The organism is Pseudomonas sp. UBA5666, assembly GCF_002420785.1.
Lineage (GTDB): Bacteria > Pseudomonadota > Gammaproteobacteria > Pseudomonadales > Pseudomonadaceae > Aquipseudomonas > Aquipseudomonas fulva.
This window is the reverse complement of sequence record NZ_DIIQ01000048.1, coordinates 92,170-110,482: the sequence shown is the minus strand read 5'-3', so window position 1 is coordinate 110,482 and position 18,313 is coordinate 92,170. Positions and strand designations below refer to the sequence as shown.

At 62.8% G+C, this 18,313-nt stretch carries 12 protein-coding genes; 2 read left to right on the top strand and 10 right to left on the bottom strand.

The features are described from left to right. Positions 1-6: 6 nt before the first annotated feature. The 3 genes from B2Y33_RS21390 to pgm form a co-directional block, all read right to left on the bottom strand. The gene (locus B2Y33_RS21390; RefSeq protein WP_206405503.1) at positions 7-963 is read right to left on the bottom strand and encodes a FecR domain-containing protein; all 957 of its coding nucleotides are present in this window, start codon (positions 961-963) and stop codon (positions 7-9) included. Then, entirely contained in the window at positions 960-1,472 is a 513-nt protein-coding gene (locus B2Y33_RS21385) for a sigma-70 family RNA polymerase sigma factor (RefSeq protein ID WP_027914873.1), read from the bottom strand. Before B2Y33_RS21385 ends, B2Y33_RS21390 begins: the two co-directional genes overlap by 4 nt. A gap of 78 nt (positions 1,473-1,550) precedes the next feature. Further along, on the bottom strand, positions 1,551-3,188 hold the full coding sequence (gene pgm, locus B2Y33_RS21380) for a phosphoglucomutase (alpha-D-glucose-1,6-bisphosphate-dependent) (RefSeq protein WP_088523423.1): 1,638 nt from the start codon (positions 3,186-3,188) through the stop codon (positions 1,551-1,553). Positions 3,189-3,420: 232 nt separating this feature from the next. Between pgm and B2Y33_RS21375 the strand changes: the two genes are divergently transcribed. Further along, a complete protein-coding gene (locus tag B2Y33_RS21375; protein ID WP_206405502.1) occupies positions 3,421-4,068 on the top strand; it encodes a DUF1345 domain-containing protein in 648 nt (215 codons plus the stop codon). Positions 4,069-4,404: 336 nt separating this feature from the next. Next, complete coding sequence (locus B2Y33_RS21370) at positions 4,405-4,665, top strand: DUF1652 domain-containing protein (RefSeq protein WP_027914870.1); 261 nt, start codon at positions 4,405-4,407, stop codon at positions 4,663-4,665. Here B2Y33_RS21370 and B2Y33_RS21365 read toward each other — a convergent pair. The 7 genes from B2Y33_RS21365 to B2Y33_RS21335 all read right to left on the bottom strand — a co-directional run bounded on the left by B2Y33_RS21365 (position 4,662) and on the right by B2Y33_RS21335 (position 18,016). Next, positions 4,662-6,728 (bottom strand): putative bifunctional diguanylate cyclase/phosphodiesterase, encoded by a 2,067-nt coding sequence (locus tag B2Y33_RS21365; RefSeq protein WP_206405501.1) that lies wholly within the window; start codon positions 6,726-6,728, stop codon positions 4,662-4,664. The two genes, B2Y33_RS21370 and B2Y33_RS21365, sit on opposite strands and share 4 nt — an antisense overlap. 145 nt (positions 6,729-6,873) lie before the next feature. Then, a complete protein-coding gene (locus tag B2Y33_RS21360) occupies positions 6,874-8,361 on the bottom strand; it encodes an efflux transporter outer membrane subunit (RefSeq protein WP_027914868.1) in 1,488 nt (495 codons plus the stop codon). Further along, positions 8,358-11,465 carry an efflux RND transporter permease subunit gene (locus B2Y33_RS21355; protein WP_206405534.1) on the bottom strand — a complete coding sequence of 1,036 codons (3,108 nt, stop codon included), beginning with the start codon at positions 11,463-11,465 and terminating at the stop codon, positions 8,358-8,360. The genes B2Y33_RS21360 and B2Y33_RS21355 overlap by 4 nt, the downstream gene beginning before the upstream one ends. A 31-nt stretch (positions 11,466-11,496) precedes the next feature. Continuing rightward, positions 11,497-14,592 carry an MdtB/MuxB family multidrug efflux RND transporter permease subunit gene (locus B2Y33_RS21350; RefSeq protein ID WP_027914866.1) on the bottom strand — a complete coding sequence of 1,032 codons (3,096 nt, stop codon included), beginning with the start codon at positions 14,590-14,592 and terminating at the stop codon, positions 11,497-11,499. Further along, entirely contained in the window at positions 14,589-15,863 is a 1,275-nt protein-coding gene (locus B2Y33_RS21345) for an MdtA/MuxA family multidrug efflux RND transporter periplasmic adaptor subunit (protein ID WP_288633398.1), read from the bottom strand. Before B2Y33_RS21345 ends, B2Y33_RS21350 begins: the two co-directional genes overlap by 4 nt. Before the next feature lie 218 nt (positions 15,864-16,081). Continuing rightward, positions 16,082-16,582: a thiol peroxidase gene (tpx, locus tag B2Y33_RS21340; protein ID WP_027914864.1), complete on the bottom strand. Its 501-nt coding sequence runs from the start codon at positions 16,580-16,582 to the stop codon at positions 16,082-16,084. Between the two features lie 153 nt (positions 16,583-16,735). Beyond that, positions 16,736-18,016, bottom strand: a complete 1,281-nt coding sequence (locus tag B2Y33_RS21335) for a serine/threonine transporter (protein WP_027914863.1) — start codon at positions 18,014-18,016, stop codon at positions 16,736-16,738. Between the last annotated feature and the right edge of the window lie 297 nt (positions 18,017-18,313).

Below are 18,313 nucleotides of genomic sequence, written 5' to 3'. Positions count from 1 at the left end.
CGAGCTTCAGGCAGTCGTTGCTCGCGGCACCAGCGTGATCCAGTAGCGGGTACGGGCTACCACCTGCACCGGCAGGCTTGCCGCGAGCAGCGTCAATACCTGGTCGGTGTCATCCAGTCGGAAGGTGCCGGTCACCCGCAGCCTGTCCAACGCCGGGTCCCAGCGCAGCACACCTGGGCGATAGCGGCTCACCTCCACAAGCAAGTCGCCTAGCCGCTGATCGTCCAGGCGCAACACGCCATCACGCCATCCCAGTCGCCATGCCTCGAAGAAACCGAGATTTCGAATACCTGACGCCACAAGGTCGGCCTGCTGACCGGCGTTGAGGCGCAGGCGATTACCCCCTGAGGGCTGCACGTCTGCCCTGCCCTGGACTACCGCGACCTGACACCCTGATTCGATCAGGCGGACGCACACCTGTCCAGGGCCAAGGGTTGCACCACCCAGCGACACCTGGCCTGAAGGCACCTGGATGGTCAGGGGTTGAAGGCCAGGCGTGGTGACTGAAATTTCGCCGCGTCGCAACCACACCTTGTGATTTACGGTGTCCAGGTCGACAGCGCTGTCGGTGTTCAACTGCACCGTGGTGCCGTCATTGAGCGTCACCACTCGACGCTCACCTACATCCGTGCGCAGGTCGGCAGTCCAGGCCTCAAGGGGCAGTTCGTGGCTCACCCACCAAGCCGTAGGCACCAGCGCTGCCAAACCCAGTATTTGCCCAAGCGCGGTACGTCGGCTCTGATCCGGACGGTCCAGCGTGGCCATGGCCAGACTGGCAGGCAAACCGGTGAAGCGCTCGCGCAAGCGCAGCGCCTGCTGCCAGGCGGTCTCATGCACAGCGCTTTGGCTGCGCCACTGCTCAAGCCCGGCCAGGTCCGCTTCACGGGTATCGCCTGAATCGATGAGCGCCAACCACTGCGCGGCCTCGCGCACCGCCTCCCGCAGGTGCACAGGCGCACTCACAGGAGTTCGGCCAGCAGGCAGTGCTCATAAGCGTGCGCCATGTAGCGCTTGACCGACCGCTCGCAAACACCAAGCCGGCTGGCGATGTCGGCGTAGCTCAGTCCTTCGAGCTGGCTCAGCAGAAAAGCCTTGCGCACGACCGGCTTCAAACCGCCCAGCAATTCATCGAGTGCCTGCAGCGTTTCGAGCAACAACCAGCGCTGCTCGGGCGAAGGTGCGTGCTGTTCGGGCAGGTGGGCCAGGGCTTCAAGGTAGGCTTTTTCAAGGCTGCGGCGTTGGTGCAGGTTGCTCAGCAGTCGCTTGCCAACTGTCAACAGGTAGGCGCGTGGTTCGCGGATGTCGGTCAACGGCTGGGCGCTGGCCATCACGCGAAGGAAGGTATCCTGACTCAGGTCGGCCGCATCCCAGGCATTGCCCATGCGCCGTCGTAGCCAGCCCTCGAGCCAGCCTCGGTGCTCCCGGTAGAGGTCAGGGAAGCTTTGCGAGGGCGGCGGCGCGGCTTCGAACATGGACAAGTCCCTGCGATGATGTAAATAGGATTAATTCTAATTTACATCTCACCACAGGGCCAAGCCCTTTATCACTGCTTACGCAATGGCCGCATCCACCAGTACCTGGGCTTCCTGTACCAGACGTTGCAAGTGGGCTTCGTCGACGAAACTCTCCGCGTAGATCTTGTAGATGTCCTCGGTGCCGGATGGCCGGGCTGCGAACCAGCCATTGGCGGTGATGACCTTCAGACCACCGATGGCCTGCCCATTCCCTGGCGCGTGGCTCAGGATCTGCAGGATCGGCTCTCCAGCAAGCTCGGTGGAGGTCACTTGCTCGGGCGCAAGCTTGCTCAACAACCCTTTCTGGCGGGCATCGGCCTTGGCTTCCACGCGGGTAGCGAACGGCTTGCCCAGGGCCTGGGTCAGCTCGGCATACGCCTGGCTTGGGTTACGTCCCGTCCGGGCGGTCATTTCCGCAGCCAGCAAGGCCGGGATGAGGCCATCTTTGTCGGTTGCCCATACCGAGCCGTCGCGGCGCAGGAACGAGGCGCCCGCACTTTCTTCGCCACCAAAGCCCAGCGTGCCATCGAACAGGCCTTGGGCGAAGAACTTGAAGCCTACGGGTACTTCGTACAGCTCGCGGCCCAGCCGTTGGGTTACGCGATCGATCAGGCCGCTGGACACGACCGTCTTGCCGACGGCTGCGTCGCTACGCCACTGGGGACGGTTGCGGTACAGGTAGTCGATGGCCACGGCCAGGTAGTTGTTAGGTTGCAGCAAGCCGTCGGGGGTGACGATGCCATGGCGATCATGGTCCGGATCGCAGGCAAAGGCCACGTCGAAACGCTCGCGCAGGCCGATCAAGCCCTGCATGGCGTAGGGTGACGAAGGGTCCATGCGAATCTGGCCATCCCAGTCGACGCTCATGAAACGGAACGTCGGGTCGACCTCGGTGTTTACCACTTCCAGGTCCAGTTGATAATGCTGGGCAATGGCCGACCAGTAGCGCACCCCTGCCCCACCCAGCGGGTCCACACCCAAGCGCAGCTTGGCCGCACGGATGACCTCGAAGTCGATGACGTTTTCCAGGTCTGCCACGTAGTGGCTGACGTAGTCGTGACGATGGGTGGTAGGGGCCTGCAGCGCCTGGGCGTGGTCGATACGCTTGACCCCCGCCAGCCCGGCCGCCAGCAACTCGTTGGCCTTGGCTTCGATCCACTTGGTGACGTCGCTGTCGGCCGGGCCGCCGTTGGGCGGGTTGTACTTGAAGCCGCCACTTTGCGGCGGGTTGTGCGAGGGCGTGATGACAACCCCGTCGGCCAGGCCGCCCTGGCGCCCACGGTTGTAGCAGAGGATGGCATGAGACACTGCCGGTGTCGGGGTGTACTCGTCGTCCTTGGACAACATCACCTGCACACCGTTGGCAGCCAGCACTTCCAACGCACTCGCTGCTGCAGGTGCTGACAGCGCGTGGGTGTCGGCACCGACGAACAGGGGGCCATCGATGCCCTTTTCCTGGCGGTACAGGCAGATGGCCTGGGTGATGGCCAGTACATGGTATTCGTTGAAGCTCAACTCAAGCGAAGTACCCCGGTGCCCCGATGTGCCGAAGGCGACCCGCTGGCTCGCCACGCCAGCGTCCGGCCGGCCGGTATAGTAGGCCGTGAGCAGGCGGGGAATATCGACCAGCACGCTGGCTGGAGCCGGCTTGCCTGCCAAAGGACTGAGCGTCATGCATTAACCTCGAGTTCAGCGAAATGTGGGGGGTTAGAGCGTGCAGTGTACTGAGAGTTGCAAGTGCGCGCGATGCAGGGCACGAAAGAAACCCCGGGTCTCGCTCGATGATAATTTGATGCAGCCCCCCCGTCCCTGCCACGGGAGGATATCGAGCCCCTGCCTTATGTGGATCTTGGCTCAAGCCATGCGGTCAGAAGCCTTGTCGAGCACACCATTGCTGTGAGGCACCATGGCTTTCTATCGTCTGACGCGCACCCACCCTCGATTGAGCCTGGCCACAGGCGCAGGGTTGCTGAGCGCCTGGCTGGTCTCTGTCAGCGACCCTGTGCAACGCCTGCTGGCAGGCTGGAACATTGGCGTCTGGTTGTACCTGATGCTGGTACTCTGGCTCAGCTGCACCGCAAGCCCTGCAAAGGTTCGCAAGGTGGCCCACAGCGAAGACGAAAACGCGGGCCTGGTGCTGCTGACCGTCTGCGTCGCAGCGATCGCCAGCCTGGTCGCCGTGACGCTGCAACTGGTGTCCAGCCGCGGGCTGCAGGGCAGTGCATTGACGGCTCACTACCTGTACACCGGGTTCACCGTCGCAGGCTCCTGGCTGCTGATTGGCTGCATCTTCAGCCTTCACTATGCACGGCTGTTCTATGCAGTGAAGGCCACGGCGCCGCCTTTACGCTTCGCCGATGGCGAAACCCAGCCAGACTACTGGGACTTTCACTACGTCTCGTTCACCATCAGCGTGGCCGTCCAGACATCCGACGTGGGGGTAGCCGGTAGCGCGATGCGGCGCGTGGTATTGGCCCACTCGCTGGTGGGGTTCGTGTTCAACACCGCCATTCTTGGCTTTACCATCAATATCGCGGCTGGGTTGCTTGGGTGAATCACCCGTCGGTCAGGTTTCATGAACTCACGCCATGCTCGGCTTTATACGTTCTATAGGCTTATCTCGTATCCCCACCCTGAACCCGGCTTCCGAGGTTCAGCGTTTGGATTGGCTCGATGCGGTGGGCGTGTGCCCGCCGGACGGGCAAAATCATGAGGATGCGCCTTAAACCGGCTTCAGATACCCACAGCGCTGTGATGCAGGTCATGCCCTGCAACATTTGTCACATTTGCAAGCGAGAATCACGTCAGCCAGATGCTATGGTTACATTCCCGGCAGCCACGGTGCGCGGCCGCCCTTCACCAGCTTTCAGTCACGTACAAGGAGGCTCGGATGAACAAGATGACCTTCCCCAACGCCTGTCAAGTCATGCGCTGGCACTTCCATCCGTTGGGTTTCGAAGCCAACATGGATGCACCGCGCAGCATGGTGGCGCGGCTGTTCGATCGAAGCACGGGCGAAACCTTGCTGGCCATAGCAGGCATCCCCTGCACAGCCATCATGGCTGCCAGCGATGTAGAGCGCATCATCGAAGCGGTCGAAACCGAACTCGATGCCTTCCAACCCCCTCCTTTGCTGCGCAACGCCAGTTAACCCAGGGTCGAGCTCGACCCCCGCAACTGCTCGGCCGGCACGGGTCGACCGAGCAAGTAGCCCTGAAGCGAATCGCAGCCTAACCGCGTCAGGAAGGCCTGCTGACTGGAGGTCTCGACGCCTTCTGCGACGATTCGCAGCCCCAGTGCGCGGCCCAAGGCCACGATGGCCGACACGATGGCCGCATCCTCACCCTCATCTTCCAGCTCTCGCACGAACCCTCGGTCGATCTTCAGCTCGTTGGCTGGCAAGCGCTTGAGGTACATCAGGCTGGAGTAACCTGTACCAAAGTCGTCAATCGATAGATCCACGCCCATGTCCGAGAGCTGCTGGAGTACGGTCAGGCTCACCTCCACGTCGGACATCGCCGTGGTTTCGGTGATTTCTAACGTCAGGCAGTTGGCGGGCAGTGCGTGACGTTCGAGGGCACACGCCACGCTATCGAGCAGGCCCGCGTGGCAAAACTGGATGGCCGACAGATTGACCGCGATCCGCCAGCCCTCGATACCCTCATCCAGCCACAGGCGCATCTGGCGACACGCCTCGTCCAATACCCAGTCACCGATGGGGATGATCAGGCCGGTCTTTTCCGCCAGGCCGATGAAACGGTCTGGGGCCAAAAGCCCGTGCTGAGGATGCTCCCAACGCAGCAACGCCTCGGCGCCGACCGGTTGACACCGCTTGGCGTCGAACTTGGGTTGGTAATGCAGACGGAACTGACCGGCTGCCACTGCCAGGCGCAAGTCCTGCAACAACTGCAGCTGCTGACGGGCGTTGCTGTTCATCGAGGCGTCGAAGAAGCTGTAGCCATTCTTGCCGACCCGCTTGGCGTGATACATGGCAGCGTCGGCGTTGCGCAGCAGCTCGTGCTGATCCTGGCCGTTGCCGGGATACAGGACGATACCCAGGCTCGCTGAAAGCTGCAGATCATGCTCGGCCACTCTGAAAGGCCGCGAGACCAGATTCACCTGTTTGATGGCAACGTTCATGGCATCGCTCGGGTCCTGTAAATCGACCAACAGCACGAACTCGTCCCCGCCGATGCGCGCCAGCGTGTCCTGACTGTGCAGGTGACCCCGCAATCGCGTCGCCACGGCCTTGAGCAGCAGGTCCCCAGCATGATGGCCAAAGGCGTCGTTGACCGGCTTGAACCCATCCAGATCAATGAACATCAGCGCAAAGCACCCCCCCTGCTCAGCGACCTTCGCGATGGCCAGTTCTATGCGGTCAGCCAGCAGACTGCGATTGGGCAGCCCTGTGAGCGTGTCGTGCAATGCCAGCTGAGTCAGCTCCTGGTTGGCCAGGGTCAAAGACCTGGCCAACGCCGCCGTGCGAGCTTCAAGGCGCGCGTCCAGTACGGAGGTCAGCAAGGCTACGAGCAACACGGCAAAGGTCGTGATCAGGACAAGCGATACCAGGCCGTCCCCTTCCAGGCCATCGGGCAGCGCGCCACAGAAACTGCCCTGGGGAAAACCAGCGGCCGCCATACCGGTGTAGTGCATGCCAACGATGGCGATCCCCATGAGCACCGCTGCCAGCCCACGTATCTGACGCACGTAGGGGGTCTGCCGGCGCAGCCGGAACGCGGTCCACAGCGCCGCAGCCGAGGCGCCCACCGCGATCAGCAGCGAGGCCATGAACAGGCTCGGGTCATAGTCGATCCCAGGTGTCATGCGCAGCGCTGCCATGCCGGTGTAATGCATGCTGGCGATCCCGGCTCCCATGATGAGCGCGCCGAGGGCAAGCTGCAGGACGGGCAAGCTGGGCTGGCTGACCAGCCACAGGGCGAAGCCCGAGGACAGCACCGCGATCAACAGCGAACATGCCGTCAACGTGAGGTCATAGCCCAGCTCGACAGGCAGCTGCAAGGCGAGCATGCCGACAAAATGCATCGACCATATGCCGGTCCCCATGGCCAGCGCCCCGCCGATCATCCATAGCGAGGCGGCATACCCTCTGGCGGTGGCAATGCGCCCGGCAAGGTCCAGCGCCGTGTAGGACGCAAGGATGGCCACGCACAGGGAAATCAGCACCAGCGAGGAGGAGTAGCTAGCGGTCAGCATTTTGCGAAGTACCAGGGGCTGGCAGAGGTAGGCACGAAAGGCCGACCATTGTACTCAAGCTTTGGTAAAACGCACGGTGTTTCGACATGTCAAATGGCCATGTCGACAGCAGGTAGGTGCGTCGACATGTGCCATGGGCTGCACATCAATCCTGGTCGGCGAAAGCCCCACGGGCATCCCAGCCACCGCCCAGCGCTGCCACCAATTGGACACTGGCGACCAAGCGTCCCTGCAACAGGTTGAGCACACTGCGTTCGTTGCTCAGGGCGGTGGCTTGCACATTGACCACATCCAGATAGCCGATCAAGCCGGCCTTGTACTGATTTTCCGTAAGCCGCAGCGATTCGCGGGCTGCCTCCAGGGCTTCCTGGCGCACCACGGCTTCGTCCCCGTATACCTTCAGTTGCACCAGCAGGTTCTCGACTTCCTTGAACCCATCGAGCACGGTCTGGCGGTACTGGGCGACCGTCTGGTCGTATACGGCAACGGTACGGTCCACCTCGGCGCTGCGCCTGCCGGCATCGAACAGGGTGAGCGCAAGCTGTGGGCCAACCGACCAGTAGCGGTTGGGCAACTCGATCCAGTTGTTGAAGCTGCTGCTCGAATAACCGCCATTAAGGCTCAGGCTGAGATCTGGGAAGTAAGCCGCACGTGACACGCCGATATTGGCGTTGGCGGCCATCACGTTGCGCTCGGCAGCGGCGATGTCGGGTCGGCGCTCGAGCAGTTGCGACGGCAGTGCCACCGGGATTTGTGGCAATGCAGGAATAGCCTGGCTGTCGGCCAGGGCAAATTGCGCAGGCGTCTTGCCCAGCAACACGGCAATGGCGTTCTCGAATTGAGCGCGCTGCCAGATCAGGTCGATCAGGTCAGCCTCGGTGCTTTTGAGCTGGGTGCGCGCCTGGGCCACGGCATCGGGGCCGGCGATGCCCGCGCGGTATTGATTCTGGTTCATCCGCAGCGATCGCTCGTACGCGGCCACGGTGGCTTGCAGCAAGCGCTTCTGCTCATCGATGACGCGCAGTTGCAGGTAGTTCTGCACCAGCTCCGACTGCTGGCTCAAGCGCATGGCGGCAAGGTCGGCCAGGCTGGCCTGGGCACTGGCCTGGTTGGCATTGAGCGTCTCGCGCAACTTGCCCCACAAGTCGATTTCCCAGCTCACGCCCAACTGGGCGTTGTAGGTGTCACGAATGCCGCTGCTGTTATTGGACAGGCTTGAGCTGGAACTGCCGGTGCCCTGGGCTGACCTGTTCTTGGCCACGCTCAGGTCAAGGCTTGGAAACAGTCCGGCGCGGCTACTGCGCACCAGCGCCTGGGCCTGACGATACTGAGCCTCGGCTTGCGCCACACTCTGGTTGTTGCGGTTGAGCTCCTCGACCAGTGCGTTGAGTTGCGCGTCGCCGTAGATCTCCCACCAGGCACCGCGGGCGATGGCGTCAGAAGGCGTGGCCTGCGTCCAGCCTTCGGCATGCTTGAATTGCGCCGTGCCGGCCATTTCCGGGCGGTGGTAATCCGGGGCCAGTGTACAGGCGCTGAGCAAGGCGGCCCCCAAGGCAGCCCCCAGCAAACGCGAGCCGCGAACACGGCTGAGCACTTGCAGGGCACGATGAAGCGGAGTCTGGGCAAAAGTCATAGCGGGTTTTCCAAGGCCGCGTCGGTGCGCACGCCGCGCCAACGGTTGTAGCGGTGACGCAAGCGGTCCAGATACAGGTAGACCACAGGCGTTGTGTAGAGGGTCAGGACCTGGCTGAAAACCAGGCCGCCGATGATGGTCAGCCCCAGCGGCTGACGCATCTCCGCCCCTTCTGCCTGGCTCAGCAGCAGGGGCAAGGCGCCGAGAATGGCCGCCAGCGTCGTCATCAGGATCGGGCGCAAGCGCAGCAGGCACGCGCGCCGAATGGACTCCTCGGGCGAGAGCCCCTGGTGGCGTTCAAGTTGCAGGGCCAGGTCGATCATCAAGATGGCGTTTTTCTTCACGACCCCGATCAACAGGAACAGCCCCAGCAGGGAAATCAGGCTGAATTCGCCACCGGTCACATACAGCGCCAACAAGGCACCAACGCCGGCCGAGGGCAGCGTGGACAAGATGGTCAGGGGGTGGATATAGCTCTCGTACAGGATCCCGAGCACCAGGTACACAAGCACCAGTGCGCCCAGAATCATGAAAGGCTGCCCCTGCGCGGTCTTGGTGAAGGCGTCGGCGGTGCCGCCCAGCTTGGCGATCACCCCTTCCGGTAGGCCGAGCTTGGCCACGGCACGCTCGACCGCCGCCAGCGCCTGGTCGGTGCTGTAGCCTTCGGCGACGTCGAAGGCGATGTCCTCGGAGGCGAACTGGTCTTCGTGGCTGACCCGGTCGTTGGCCAGGCTATTCTCGTAGTGCGCGATGGTCGACAGCGGCACCCGCGCGCCCTCGGCGGTAATCACCTGCACCTGCTCCAGCGTACTGGGGTCCCAGGCGTATTTCGGGTTGATCTCCAGCACGACCTGATATTGGTTGAGGCTGTCGTAGATGGTGGAGATCTGCCGTTGGCTGTAGGCGTTGTTCAGCACGGTGGTGACCATCTGCATGTCGATGCCCAGACGCTTGGCCTGATCACGGTCCACCACCAGTGTCACCTGCTGGGTGCCCGCCCCGTCGCGTGCGTCGATGGCGGTCAGCTCGGGCAAGGCGCGCATGGCCGCGACGACTTTGGGGAACCATTGGCGCAAAGCTGCCAGGTCGCCGCTCTGCAAAGTATACAGGTACTGCGAGGACGACTGATCGCGCCCGCCTCCGCCTAGCTGCAGGTCCTGATCGGCCATCAGGAACAGCCGCCCGCCTGGCACCTTGGGCATTTCCTTGCGCAGGCGCTCGATGACCTTCTGGGCATCGAGCTTGCGTTCGCCGATGGGCTTGAGCCTGACCAGAACCATGGCGTTGTTGGTGCCGCTGTTGCCGCCGATGAAGCCTGCAACACTCTGCACGGCAGGGTCTGCGAGCAAGGCGCGCCGGTAGATTTCCATCTTTGGCTGCATCACGCTGAACGACAGGCCGTCGTCACCGCGAATGAAACCCATGAGCTGGCCGGTATCCTGCTGGGGCATCAGCGTTTTGGGCACCACGATGTATAGCGCCACGTTGACTGCAATGGTCACCAGCAGGCTGATCAGGGTCAGGCGCCGATGCCGCAGCGCCCAGCCCAGGCTGCGGTCATACGCGGCAACCATGCGCCGGTGCACGGCATCGCTCCAGCGTTGCAGGCGAGTCTGCTCGGCCTGGTGCGCAGTCAGCCAGCGGGCGCACAGCATGGGGGTGAGGGTCAGCGACACCAGCAGCGAAACCATGATGGCGGCCGCCAGGGTGATGGAAAATTCCTGGAACAAACTGCGCACGATGCCGCCCATGAACAGGATCGACACGAACACGGCCACCAGTGACACGTTCATCGACAAGAGGGTGAAGCCGACTTCCTTGGCGCCCAGGAACGCCGCTTTCATGGGTGGTTGCCCGTCCTCGATATGCCGGGAGATGTTCTCCAGCACAACGATGGCATCGTCCACCACCAGTCCCGTCGCCAGGATCAGCGCCATCAGCGACAGGTTGTTGAGCGAGAAGCCGCACAGATACATGACCGCGAACGTGCCGACCAGCGACACCGGCACCGCAAGGCTTGGAATCAGTGAAGCACGCAGGCTGCCGAGGAACAGGTAGACCACCAGGATCACCAGTACCACGGCGATCAGCAGGGTATGCTCCGCCTCCTTTAGCGTGGCCTTGATCACCGGCGAACGGTCCATGGCCACGTTTAGCTCGACGCTTGCCGGGAGCAGCGATTGCAGTGCAGGCAACTGCGCCTTGATCTGGTCCACCGTGGCAATGATGTTGGCACCTGCCTGCCGGTTCACGACCAGCAACACCGCGCTCTGGTCATTGAAAAAACCACTGTTGTAGCGGTTTTCGACCCCATCGGTGATGGTTGCCACATCCGATAACCGAAGAATCGTGCCATTCTCCTGGCGAATCACGATCGGCCCGTAGTCCTTGGCGCTTTCCAACTGATCGTTGGCCCGCACCTGCCAATTGCGGTCGGCATCCTCGACAAAGCCCATGGGCCGGCGCTGGTTGGCGTTGGCCACGGCGGTACGCACCTCATCCAGCGCCAGGCCGTACTGGTTCAACAATTGCGGCTCGACCGAAATGCGCACGGCCGGCAGCGAACTGCCCCCGATCTGCACCTCACCCACGCCAGGCACCTGGGCCAGGCTTTGGGACAGGATGGTGTCGGCCAAATCGTACAGCTGCCCTTTCTGCAGCACACTTGAGGTCAGCGACAGGACCATGACCGGTGCCTGCGACGGGTTGATCTTCTTGTAGGTCGGCATGCTGCGCATGCCGCTGGGCAGCAGGTTGCGGGTGGCATTGATTGCGGCCTGCACCTCGCGCGCAGCGCCGTCGATGTCGCGGCCAAGCTCAAAACCAATGATGACCCGCGTGGAGCCCTGGTTGGAGCTGCTGGTCAATGTGGTGACGCCGGCGATGCTGCCCAGCTTGCGCTCGAGCGGCGTTGCCACGGTCGAGGCCATGACCTCGGGGCTTGCGCCCGGCAGGTTGGCCGACACCACGATCACCGGGAAATCCATCTGCGGCAGCGGCGAGACCGGCAACAGACCGAAGCTGACCGCGCCCAGCAGCATGATCGCCAAGCTCAACAGCATGGTTGCCACGGGCCTGCGGATGAATGGCGCCGACAGGTTCATCGGGCCGCCCTTAGGAACGCGCTGCACGTACTCATACCGGCTCCTGCGCCAGGTCGCGCTTGCCGAAGCGACGGCCCAACCGGTCGAAATACAGGTATATGACCGGCGTGGTGAACAGTGTCAGCACCTGGCTCACCAGCAGCCCGCCCACCATCACCAGGCCCAGGGGTTGGCGCAGTTCGGCGCCGGACCCGGTGGCCAGCATCAACGGCACTGCACCGAACAGGGCCGCCAGCGTGGTCATGAGGATCGGTCGGAATCGCAGCAGCGCGGCCTGGTAGATGGCATCGCGCGGACTCATGCCTTGGTGACGCTCGGCTTCGAGCGCGAAGTCGATCATCATGATGGCGTTTTTCTTGACGATGCCGATCAACAGGATGATGCCGATGATGGCGATCATGCCCAGGTCATTGCCACTGATCAGTAGCGCCAGCAACGCACCCACGGCAGCCGAAGGCAGCGTCGAGAGGATGGTTACCGGATGGATATAGCTCTCATAGAGCACACCCAGCACGATGTACATGGTCACCACCGCCGCGAGAATCAGCAGCAAGGTGCTGGACAGCGATGCCTGGAACGCCTGCGCCGCGCCCTGGAAACGGGTCTGGATACCCAACGGCATGCCGATGTCCTGCTGAACCTGCTCAATCACTTGCACGGCCTTGCCCAGCGACGCGCCCTGCCCCAAGTTGAATGACAAGGTGACCGCCGGGAACTGACCGATGTGGGAAATGGCCAGCTGCGCCTGGCGCTGCTCGATGCGCGCCAGCGCGGACAGTCGCACTTGCCCGCCATCACTGGCCTTGACGTGGATCGACTCCAGTGCCTGGGGCCCGATCACGGCCGCGTCTCGCGATTGCAGCACCACCCGGTATTGGCTGGCCTGGGTATAGATGGTCGATATCTGCCTTTGGCCGAAGGCATCGTAAAGCGCGTTGGTGATCTGCGATACGCTGATGCCTAGCCGACTGGCCATGTCCCGGTCGATCACCAGGTACACCTGCAAGCCATTCTCCTGCAGGTCACTGGCCACATCGGCAAGCTCGGGGCGCAGGTTCAGGGCCTGGACCAGCTTGCCACTCCACTGCCCCAGCAGCTCGGCATCGGGCGATGACAGCGTGAACTGGTACTGCGTGCGGCTGACCCGGTCCTCGATGCTCAAATCCTGCACCGGCTGCATGAACAGGCGGATGCCCACCAGCTTGTCGAGCTGGGGTTGCAGGCGCTTGATGACATCGGTTGCAGTGACATCGCGCTCGCCATGAGGCTTGAGGTTGATGAGCATGCGGCCGCTGTTGAGCGTGGCGTTGTCGCCGTCCACGCCAATGTAGGATGAGAGGCTCTGCACGGCAGGGTCTTGCAGAATAACGCGGCTCAGGGCCTGCTGGCGCTCGCTCATGGCCGCAAACGAGGTGGACTGGGGCGCTTCGGAGATACCCTGAATGACGCCCGTGTCCTGGACCGGGAAGAACCCCTTGGGCACCACCATGTACAGCAGTACCGTCAACGCCAGGCTAGCCACCGCCACCAGCAGGGTCAGGGGCTGGCGCTTGAGTACCCATTGCAGGGCGCTGGCGTAGTGCTTGATCAGCCAGTCGATCCAGGCGCCGCTGGCGCGGTAGAAGCGGCCTTGCTCGTCAGGGGTGGGTTCACGCTTTAGCAGGCGGGCACACATCATCGGCGTGAGGGTCAGCGAGACCACCAGGGAAATCAGGATGGCCACCGCCAGGGTGATGGCGAACTCCCGGAACAGGCGCCCTACCACATCGGCCATGAACAACAGCGGGATCAGCACGGCGATCAGCGAGAAGGTCAGCGAGATCAAGGTAAAGCCAATCTGCCTGGCGCCTTTGAGCGCCGCCTGCATAGGCGTTTCGCCCTCCTCGATGTGCCGGGAAATGTTCTCCAGCATCACGATCGCATCGTCCACCACGAAACCGGTGGCGATGGTCAGCGCCATCAGGGTGAGGTTGTTGATGGAAAACCCTGCCAGGTACATGACGGCGAAGGTACCGACCAATGACAGCGGCACGGCAATCGAAGGAATGATCGTGGCGCTGAACCGCCGCAGGAACAGGAAGGTGACCATCACCACCAGGGCGATGGCGATCAGCAGTTCATGCTGAACGTCGCGCACGGCGGCACGGATGGTCTGGGTACGGTCAGTGAGCACGGACACGTCCAGGCCCGCGGGCAGGTTGTCGGTGATCGAGGGCAGCATGTCCTTGATGCGGTCCACCACCTCGATGACGTTGGCACCTGGCTGACGCTGGATGTTCAGGAGCACGGCATGGTTCTGGTTGGCCCAGGCCGCCAGCCGCTCGTTTTCCGCGCCGTCGACGATTTCCGCCACATCCTTCAAACGCAGCGGAGCGCCGTTGTTGTAGGCCAGGATGAGGTTGGCGTATTCCTCGGGCGAGCGCAGCTGGTCATTGGCGTCGAGCATCGAGACGCGGGTAGGACCATCGAAATTGCCTTTTGGCTGATTGACGTTGGAGGCCCCGATGAGTGTGCGGACATCCTCCAGGTTGAGCCCGTTGGCTGCCAGCGCATCCACGTTGACCTTGATGCGCACGGCCTGGCGCTGGCCCCCGGCGATGCTGACCATGCCCACCCCGCTGGTCTGCGCCAGCTTCTGTGCCACGCGGGTGTCGACCAGGTCGTTGAGCTTGGGCAGCGGCATGGTCTTGCTGGAGATGGCGAGCGTCAGCACTGGCGTATCGGCCGGGTTGACCTTGTTGTAGACAGGAGGCGCCGGAAGATCGCTGGGCAGCAGGTTGCTGGCGGCGTTGATTGCAGCCTGCACCTGCTGCTCGGCCACATCCATGTTCATGTCCAGGTTGAAGCGCAGGGTCAGCACCGACGCGCCACCGGAACTGGTCGAGGCCATCTGTTCAAGGCCGGGCATCTGGCCGAACTGACGTTCGAGTGGCGCGGTAACGGCACTGGTCATGACCTGGGGGCTTGCACCGGGATACAGGGTCATGACCCGAATCGTGGGGTAATCCACCTGCGGCAGCGCGGCGACAGGCAGCATGCGGTAGGCAATCAGACCGGCCAGTACCAAGGCCAGCATGGTCAAGGTCGTTGCGACTGGCCGCAGGATGAACAGGCGCGAGAGGTTCATGCGCCCGCCTTGCCTGCGGTGCTGTCGGCCTGGCCCGGGGCACTGCTTTCTTGGCCCTGCAAATGCTGGCCGGGCGTGGTGGGCACCTGGGAGCTGTCATCGACCACGTCCACCTTGGTGCCTTCGCGCTGACGGTCGGTGCCTTCGAGCACCAGGCGATCACCGGCCGCCAGGCCTTCGAGGATCACGCTGTTCTCACCGTCGCTGGGGCCGACTTTCAGCTTGCGCACGTTGACGGTATTTTCGCCGTTGACCACGTAGGCGAACGTCCCGTCGTTCCCGAACTGGATGGCGGCGGCTGGCGCCAGCACCACCTGCTTGAGCGTATCGGCAAGCAGGCGCACGTTTACGAACTGGTTGGGGAACAGGGCCAGGTCCTTGTTCTCGAAGCGGCCCTTGAACTTGAGGGTGCCAGTGGCAGTGTCGATCTGGTTGTCGATACTGCCCAGCACGCCAGTGGCCTGCAGCTTGCTGTCGCCTCGATCCCACGCCTCCACGGGCAGGCTGGCCCCGGTGCGATAGCGCTCAAGAACGGTGCCCAGTTCGGTTTCTGGCAGTGTGAACGCCACGTTGATCGGCTCTGTCTGGGTGATCACCACCAGGGCGGTGGTATCGTTGGCGGCCACCAAATTGCCCAGGTCGAGCTGGCGCAGGCCGACACGGCCGCTGATGGGCGCGCGAATCTGGGTGAATTCGAGGTTCAGGCGCGCATCGTTGACCTGCGCCTGGTTGGTCTTGACCAGCCCCTGGAATTGCGCCACCTGCGCCTGCGCAGTGTCCAGGGTTTGCTTGGCGATACTGTCCTCGGCGTACAGCCCTTTGTAGCGAGCGACGTCGACCTGGGCATTCTTCAGTTGCGCCTGGTTCTGGGCCAGGGTGCCCTCGGCCTGCTGCAGGGCAATACGGTAGGCACGTGGGTCGATTTCAGCAAGCAGGTCACCGGCCTTTACTTGCTGGCCTTCCTTGAAGTGAACCTTGACCAACTCACCCCCTACACGGCTGCGCACATTCACGGTATTGGTCGCGGTCACGGTGCCAAGCGCCTTGTAGTAAAGCGGGAAGTCGCCCACCCGTGCAGGTTCCACCCTGACCGGGACAGGGTCGGTAGACCCTCCGAAACCGGGCCGCCCGCTCTTGCCGCCCTGCCCCCCAGCAGCCTGGTCGGTGGCTGGCGCGGCAGGCCATAGCCACCAGGCCAGCACTGCAACCAGCAGCACGATCAGCAGCATAACGAGCCAGCGACGGGGAGAACGGGATGTAGGCGCTTGCATGGGTTGAACGAACCTTGTTCGGATTGACGATTCAGGAGGGTGAACGATAAGCACTGTCGACAGCCAAGCAAAGCGCCTTTACCAGAGGTTTACCTTTGCCTGACGTTGCCAAGACCCTGAACTTTAAACGAAAACGGCCCGGAAAAGCGTTCCGGGCCGTTACAGGGTATAGCTTGGAGCAATGGGCAGGAGGAAGGTTCGATCCCTGCCCGGCGCCGTCACTTCAACGCGGCAAGGGCGGCGTCGTAGTTGGGCTCGTCGGCGATTTCAGCGACCAGCTCGCTGTGCAGCACCTTGTCGTGCTCGTCCAGTACCACGACGGCGCGGGCAGCCAGGCCTGCCAATGGGCCGTCGGCGATGGCAACACCGTACTGCTCAAGGAACTCACGGCCACGCAAGGTGGAGAGGTTTTTGACGTTTTCCAGGCCTTCGGCACCGCAGAAGCGAGCCTGGGCGAATGGCAGGTCGGCGGAAACGCACAGTACGACGGTGTTGGCCAGCTCGTTGGCCTGGGCATTGAACTTGCGCACAGACGTGGCGCAGGTAGGCGTATCGACACTTGGGAAGATGTTCAGCACCTTGCGCTTGCCGGCGAAGTCATTGAGCGACTTGTCGGCCAGCCCCTCGCCTACCAGGGAGAACGCCGGCGCCTGAGCACCGACCTGTGGCAGCGAGCCATTGACTTGGACGGGGTTGCCTTTGAGAGTCACTTGAGCCATGACAAAATCCTTGATCTTGGGTTGGGAAAAGGATCAAGAGTTAACCATGAAGGCCAGCATGTGCCTATGGGGCAACGTGAATTTGTTGGCGGTGAAGCATTGGCCAGCCCCGGCGCACGTACCGAGCACCGGGGCGGGCCTGCAGCTGGGCGCTTAAGCCAACAGGCCGTAGACGACCGAAGTCAGGGCGACCAGGCCGATCACGGTGACGAACACGTTCGACAGCGCCCCGCTGTACTTGCGCATTGCCGGCACGCGACGGATGGCATACATGGGCATCAGGAACAGCAATACCGCGATGATCGGGCCGCCGAGAGACTCGATCATGCCCAGGATGCTGGGGTTGAGCGTGGCAACGATCCAGCACACCACCAGCATCAGCGCCGCCACCACGCGGTCCAGGGCCTTGGCACCCGGGCGCGCGCCGGTCTTGGCGATGATGCCCTTGAGACCCTCGCTGGCGCCGATGTAGTGGCCCAGGAATGACTTGGCGATGGCGACGAAGGCGATCAAGGGCGCGGCGAAGGCGATGGTCGGGTTGCTGAAATGGTTGGCCAGGTACGACAGGATCGACAGGTTCTGCGCCTTGGCTTCGGCCAGCTGCGTGCTGTCGAGGGTCAGCACGCAACTGAAGACGAAGAACAGCACCATGGCCACCATCAGCAGGTGCGCACGCGCCAGAATCTGGCCGCTGCGGGCGTCTGCATGATCGCCATAGCGGCGTTTCTGGTCGACCGCGAAGGCCGAGATGATGGGTGAATGGTTGAACGAGAACACCATCACCGGGATGGCCAGCCATACCGTGTGCAGGAAGGCCGAACCGCTGGGCACGGTGTGGACGCTGTCGAGAATGCCGCCGGTCCAGTGCGGGACCAGGTACAGGCCCAGCAGCGCCAGGGCCACGATGAACGGATAGACCAACAGGCTCATGACCTTGACGGTGGCCTGTTCGCCGCAGCGTACGATTGCAAGCAGGCCCAGGATCAGCACGAACGACAGCAGTGCACGGGGTGGAGGCGCCATGTGCAACTGGTGCTCCATGAAACTGCTGACCGTATTAGTCAGGGCCACGCTGTAAATGAGCAGAATGGGGAAGATGGCGAAGAAGTACAGGACCGTGATCACGGCGCCTGCCTTGATGCCGAAGTGTTGTTCGACCACGTCGGTGATGTCTGCCCCTTCGCGCCCCGAGAGCACGAACCGGGTCAACCCGCGGTGGGCGTAGTACGTCATCGGGAAAGCCAGCGCCGCCAGCACCAGCAATGGCCAGAACCCGCCAAGCCCGGCATTGATCGGCAGGAAAAGCGTACCTGCGCCAATGGCGGTGCCAAACAGGCCGAGCATCCAGGTGGTGTCCTGACGGGACCATTTGCCGAGGGTACCGGCGGTCGTTTCTTCGTAACGCTGTTCTACGCTTGAGGCCTGCTCATTCATCCGGGTGACGCTCCACTCGCAAGACTGCAACAGGCTGAGAATGACGAAGCGTTGGCTGCGCCCTACTCAACCGGAAAAAGAGGGGCGCGATTGTGCACGGAAAGGTTGCACTTGCGAAGCCTTTTTCGGAGGGGCGGTTGCACTTGTCTGTACAAGCGGTAGGTGCAGCCGGGCTGCTCAGCACGCTCGGCGTGCAGAAGGTCTTGACTGGCACAGGCGTCCTTGCGGGCAGGACACGGATAAAGAATGACGATGGCCGAAGCCGCAGGGCGGCCTCGGCCATCGTCGTTGCATAAC